This is a genomic window from Hymenobacter agri, assembly GCF_054778495.1.
Map to the genome: position 1 here is coordinate 1 of NZ_BAAGZM010000264.1, position 5,644 is coordinate 5,644.

5 protein-coding genes are annotated in these 5,644 nt (G+C 62.0%); all 5 read left to right on the top strand.

The genetic code is table 11. From position 1 onward, the window contains the following. Window positions 1-121, top strand: a 121-nt coding sequence (locus ACYVDE_RS13260; RefSeq protein ID WP_460502027.1) for an ATP-binding protein, incomplete at its 5' end; no start/stop codon positions are given. A 169-nt stretch (window positions 122-290) separates the two neighbouring features. Next, entirely contained in the window at window positions 291-797 is a 507-nt protein-coding gene (locus tag ACYVDE_RS13265; protein WP_460502023.1) for a gluconokinase, read from the top strand. A gap of 204 nt (window positions 798-1,001) precedes the next feature. Then, on the top strand, window positions 1,002-1,274 hold the full coding sequence (locus tag ACYVDE_RS13270) for a hypothetical protein (RefSeq protein WP_460502024.1): 273 nt from the start codon (window positions 1,002-1,004) through the stop codon (window positions 1,272-1,274). A 36-nt stretch (window positions 1,275-1,310) separates the two neighbouring features. After that, window positions 1,311-2,468, top strand: coding sequence for an efflux RND transporter periplasmic adaptor subunit (locus ACYVDE_RS13275; RefSeq protein ID WP_460502025.1), 1,158 nt, complete (start codon window positions 1,311-1,313; stop codon window positions 2,466-2,468). Window positions 2,469-2,681: 213 nt separating this feature from the next. Then, window positions 2,682-5,644, top strand: a 2,963-nt coding sequence (locus ACYVDE_RS13280) for an efflux RND transporter permease subunit (protein ID WP_460502026.1), incomplete at its 3' end; no start/stop codon positions are given.

Below are 5,644 nucleotides of genomic sequence, written 5' to 3' on the forward strand. Positions count from 1 at the left end.
ACCCGGCTACGGCCTCGGGCTGCCGCTCACGCAGCGCATTGTGCAGCGCCACGGCGGCCGGCTGGAGCTGGCCTCGGCAGTAGGGCAAGGCACCACGGCCACGGTGTGGCTACCGGTGTAGGGCGGAGTCTTCCCCACCCAGTGTTGAACAAAAACAGTCCACCTAGCGGCTCCGACGGCCGGGCGGGGAAAAGTCCCGCCCATTTTTCGCGCCGGTTTGCCCAGCCGTTAAGCCCGGCATTTCGTAAAGCCTGGTCTTCGATTCACTATTTCGTAAACAGCGAGTGCGTATGAATTTTGTCGTTATGGGAGTTTCGGGCTGCGGCAAATCAACCGTGGGAGAGCAGCTGGCGCAAAAGCTCAACCTGCCTTTTCACGACGGCGACGATTTTCATTCGCCGGCCAACATCGACAAAATGGCCCACGGCCATCCCCTCACCGACGATGACCGGCGCGAATGGCTGGAAACCCTGGCCGCTAAGCTGGGCGAGTGGGAAAAGACCGGTGGCGCCGTGCTGGCCTGCTCCGCGCTAAAGGAGAAATACCGCGTCACGCTGCAAAGCCAGTCGCAGCAGCCGCTGCACTGGGTATTTCTCGATGGTCCCAAGGCCCTGCTGCTCGAGCGCATGGACAAGCGCAAGGGCCACTACATGCACACCAACATGCTCGACTCGCAGCTGGCGACGCTGGAGCGGCCGACCTATGCCCTGCGGCTTTCCATCGAGCACACGCCGGAGGAATTGGTAACGGAAATCGTGGCGGCGCTGGCAAAGGACTCAGCCGTCGGCACGATGTAGAGACGCGACACTTCGCGTCTCGTCGTTGAACGACTTGCGTTGAACGGCATCGCGAGAAAATAGCAAACGGCGCGGACGAAAGACGCGAAGTGTCGCGTCTCTACATTGTTCTGATAACGCCGTTTTCATCTATTCTAATACGGTTCTCATACCGTTTTAATGTCGCCGGGGGTGCTTTGCGGGCAGTTGCCACTACCGCAAACGATGACGCCCACCCAACACCGGCCCTTTAATTTCCTGGTTCTGCTGCTGGCAGGAGCCCTGGCGTTGTCGTTGGGGCTCAATGGCTTCTTGCTGTATAGCGAGCCCGCGCTGGCGGCCGACTATGACGACCTGCAGGAAACCGAAGCCGACCTGCGCCTCACGCAGCGGCTGCTGGCGCGCTGCCAGGCCGCCCACCAGCAGCAGGACAGCCTGCTGGCCCTTCATCCTATCCTGCCCAATGCCGTGCCCACGGCTGCCACCACGGCCCACTAGCCGGCGCGTGGCTTTCCATTGTCTATTCTTTTCCCCATGAAACCCTTTTTGCACCGCTCTTTTCTTCACGCACTAACGCCGGCTGTGGCGGCGGGCCTGCTGGCAGCGGCTCTCGGCGGCTGCACGGCCAAGGCCGAAAAAGACACCGCCGAGGCCCCGCCCGAAGTGCCGGTGGTGACGCTGAAAACCTCGAGCCAGAGCCTGCACCGCGACTATGTGGCCGACATCCAGGCCGTGCGCAACGTGGAGGTGCGGGCCCAGGTAGCGGGCTTCCTCGAACACATTTACGTGGACGAGGGCAAGCCCGTGAAAAAGGGCCAGCCCCTGTTTCGCATCAACGCCAGCGCCTACCGCAACAAGCTGAGCCAGGCCCAGGCAGCCGTGGCCAGCGCCCAGGCCCAGGCCGCTGCCGTACGCGTGGAGAGCGACCGGGTGAAGCTGCTAGTGGATAAAAACGTCATCGCCAAAACGGAGTTAAAGCTCATCAACAGTAAGATACGCGAGGCCGATGCCCGCGTAGCCGATGCCCGTGCCGGCGAGGCCGCCGCCCACCTCAGCCTGAGCTACACCCTGGTACGGGCACCCTTCGATGGCGTAATTGACCGCATTCCGCTGAAAATGGGCAGCGTGGTGGAAGAGGGCACGCTGCTCACCACAGTATCGGACTTGAGCGCGGTATTTGCCTACTTCGACGTGGCCGAGGGCAGCTACATGAACTACACCAAGGCCCGCCGCGAGCACCCCGAGCTGCATTCCGATTCAGTGCGCCTCACGCTGGCCAACGGCGAAGCATACCCGCTTACGGGCCACATCGAAACGGCCGAAAGCGAGTTCAATCCCAACACCGGCTCCATTGCCCTGCGCGCTCGCTTCCCCAACCCCGACCGCCTGCTCAAGCACGGCGCCTCGGGCAAGGTGCGCCTCACCGACCAGCTGCCCGCGGCCCTACTGCTGCCCCAAAAAGCCGCGTTCGAGATTCAGGACCAGAATTTTGTGTACGTGGTGGACCAGGCTGGCGTAACGCACACCCGCAGCTTCAAGCCCCAAACGCGGCTCGGCGATTTCTACGTGGTGAAGGAGGGCCTGAAACCCGGCGAGCGAGTGGTGTACGAAGGCGCGCCAGAACTGCACGACCAACAGAAAATCAACGTCAAAACCGTGCTGCTGGATACGGCCGCGGTGGCGGCGCAGTAATCCCCATAGCGTGGACTCCGCGAGTCCGCGCCCGCCAGAACGTCCTACAGAGCACAGTGAGGTAGTTCGCCTGCCCTGTTGCCCTGGCCCTGATTGCCAATTACGCGAGCTACCTCGCTACGCTCTGCACGACGACGATATATCAGCCTTTAGCCTGACTAAGACCCCATTAATCCGCCTAAACGCGGACTCGCAGAGTCCACGCTACTGCTTATGTTCGACATCTTCATCCGCCGGCCGATTCTTTCGCTGGTGATTTCCGTTTTTCTGGTGCTGCTGGGCGGGCTGGCGCTGTTCACACTGCCCATCACGCAGTTTCCCGACATTGTGCCGCCCTCGGTGACGGTGACGGCCAAGTACACCGGGGCCAACGCTGAGGTGTGCGCCAAGGCCGTGGCCACGCCGCTGGAACGGGCCATCAACGGCGTGCCGGGCATGACCTACATGAACTCGGTGAGTTCCAACAACGGCGTCACGCTCATCACGGTGTTCTTCGAGGTGGGCACCGACCCCGACCTGGCCGCCGTGGGCGTGCAGAACCGCGTGACGACGGTGATTGACGAGCTGCCGGAGGAAGTTATCAAGGCGGGCGTGACGACGGAGAAAGAGGTAAACTCCATGCTGCTCTATCTCAACATCACGAGCGACGATAAGGCGGCGGGCGAGCAGTTCATCTACAACTTCGCCGACATCAACGTGTTGCAGGAGCTCAAGCGCATCAACGGCGTGGGCTTCGCGGAGATTATGGGTTCGCGGGAATACTCGATGCGTGTCTGGCTGAAGCCCGACCGCATGGCGGCTTATGAGGTAGGCACCGATGAAATCGTGGAGGCCATCCGGGCCCAGAACGTGGAGGCGGCGCCGGGCAAGTCGGGCGAAAGCTCGGGCGGCAAGGCCCAGCAGCTGCAGTACGTGCTGCGCTACACGGGCAAGTTTTTCGAGCCCGAGCAGTACCGCAACATCGTCATTCGCTCGAACCCCGACGGCTCGGTGCTGCGCCTGAAAGCGGTGGCCGACGTGGAATTTGGCACGCTCACCTACGGCATGTCGTCGAAGAACGACGGGCAGCCCTCGGCGGCCATCATGCTGAAGCAGCGGCCCGGCTCGAATGCCAGCGAGGTGATTGCCAACGTGAAGAAGCGCATGGCCGAGCTGCAAAAAACCAGCTTCCCGCCCGGCATGAAATACAGCATCGCCTACGACGTGTCGCGCTTCCTCGACGCCAGTATTCACGAGGTACTGCGCACGCTGGTTGAGGCTTTCCTGCTGGTTTTTATCATCGTGTACCTGTTTTTGCAGGACTGGCGCTCCACGCTGATTCCGGCGCTCGCAGTGCCGGTGGCTCTCATCGGCACGCTGGCCTTCATGCAGATGCTGGGCTTCTCGATTAACCTGCTCACGCTCTTTGCGCTGGTGCTGGCCATTGGCATCGTGGTCGATAACGCCATTGTAGTGGTGGAGGCCGTGCACGCCAAGATGGAGGAGAAGCACATGGATGCCCGCAGCGCCACCTTCGAGGCCATGCACGAAATCAGCAGCTCGCTGATTGCCATTACCCTAGTGATGTCGGCGGTGTTCATCCCGGTATCGTTCATGGACGGGCCAGTGGGCGTATTCTACCGGCAGTTTTCGCTCACGCTGGCCATTGCCATCGTCATTTCGGGCGTGAATGCCGTGACGCTCACGCCAGCCCTGTGTGCGCTCATGCTCAAGACGCACGAGGGCGAGCGCACGGGCCTGCTGGGCCGGTTTTTCAAGGGCTTCAACAACAAGTACGAGAAGCTAGCCGGCGGCTATCAGGGCCTGCTGAACAACGTGGCCGGCCGCCGGGTGGTGACGCTGGCGGGCCTGCTGCTGTTTTTCGGGGCCACCTGGGGCATCAGTAAGGTGTTACCCTCGGGCTTTATTCCGACTGAGGACCAGGGCATGGTGTACATCAACGTGACTACGCCCGCCGGGGCCACCGTGGAGCGCACCGAGGCCGTGCTGGCCCAGGTGCAGCGCATTGCGCAGAAACTTAAGCCGGTGGAATCGGTTTCGACCCTGGCCGGCTACAGCCTCGTGAACGAGGTGGCGGGCTCGAGCTACGGCATGGGCATGATTAACCTCAAGGGCTGGGACGAGCGGGAGCAGTCGGTGGCCGAGTTCATCAAAGAACTGGAAGACAAAACCAAGGACATTGCCGATGCCGAGATTCAGTTTCTGCCGCCGCCCACGGTGCCGGGCTTCGGCAACAGCAGCGGCTTTGAGTTCCGCCTGCTGGATAAAACCGGCAGCGGCGACTTGCAGAAGACAGCCCAGGCCTCTAAAACTTTCCTGGCGGCGCTGCAAAAAGAGCCGGCCATCAACGGCGCGTTCACGGGCTTCGACCCCAACTTTCCTCAGTACCTCATCCACGTCGACCAGGACATGGCCGCCAAAAAAGGCGTGACGGTGGACCGCGCCATGAGCACCTTGCAAACGCTGCTCGGCAGCTACTACGCCTCCAACTTCATCCGTTTCGGCCAGATGTACAAGGTGATGGTGCAGGCCAGCCCCGAGTACCGCGGCCGCCCCGACGACCTACTGGCCCTGCACGTGAAAAACAACCGCGGCGAGATGGTGCCCTTCTCCACCTTCGTGAAGCTGGAGCGCGTGTTCGGCCCCGACCAGCTCACGCGCTACAACATGTACACATCGGCCATGATTAACGGCGACGCCGCCGCCGGCCACAGCTCGGGCGACGCCATTTCGGCCATCGAAAAAGTGGCGGCCAAGGTGCTCCCCAAAGGCTTCAGCTACGAGTGGAGCGGCATGACCCGCGAGCAAATCCTGAGCGGCGACCAAGCCCTCTACGTCTTCGGCATCGTGCTCATTTTCGTGTACCTGCTGCTGGCTGCGCAGTACGAAAGCCTGCTGCTGCCGCTGCCGGTGCTGCTGAGCCTGCCCACCGGCGTGTTCGGGGCCTTCCTCAGCCTCAAGCTGCTGGGGCTCGAAAATAACATCTACGCCCAGGTAGCCCTCGTGATGCTCATCGGTCTGCTGGGCAAAAACGCCATCCTCGTCATCGAGTTTGCCGAGCAACGCCGCCGCGCCGGGGCCACCGTGCTGGAAGCCGCCGTGCAAGGGGCCGTGTCCCGCTTCCGCCCCATCCTCATGACCTCGTTTGCCTTCATCGCCGGCCTGATTCCGCTGGT

Coding starts and splice junctions, on each gene's coding strand:
- ACYVDE_RS13265 (WP_460502023.1), top strand. CDS start 291: ATGAATTTTGTCGTTATGGGAGTTTCGGGCTGCGGCAAATCAACCGTG.
- ACYVDE_RS13270 (WP_460502024.1), top strand. CDS start 1,002: ATGACGCCCACCCAACACCGGCCCTTTAATTTCCTGGTTCTGCTGCTG.
- ACYVDE_RS13275 (WP_460502025.1), top strand. CDS start 1,311: ATGAAACCCTTTTTGCACCGCTCTTTTCTTCACGCACTAACGCCGGCT.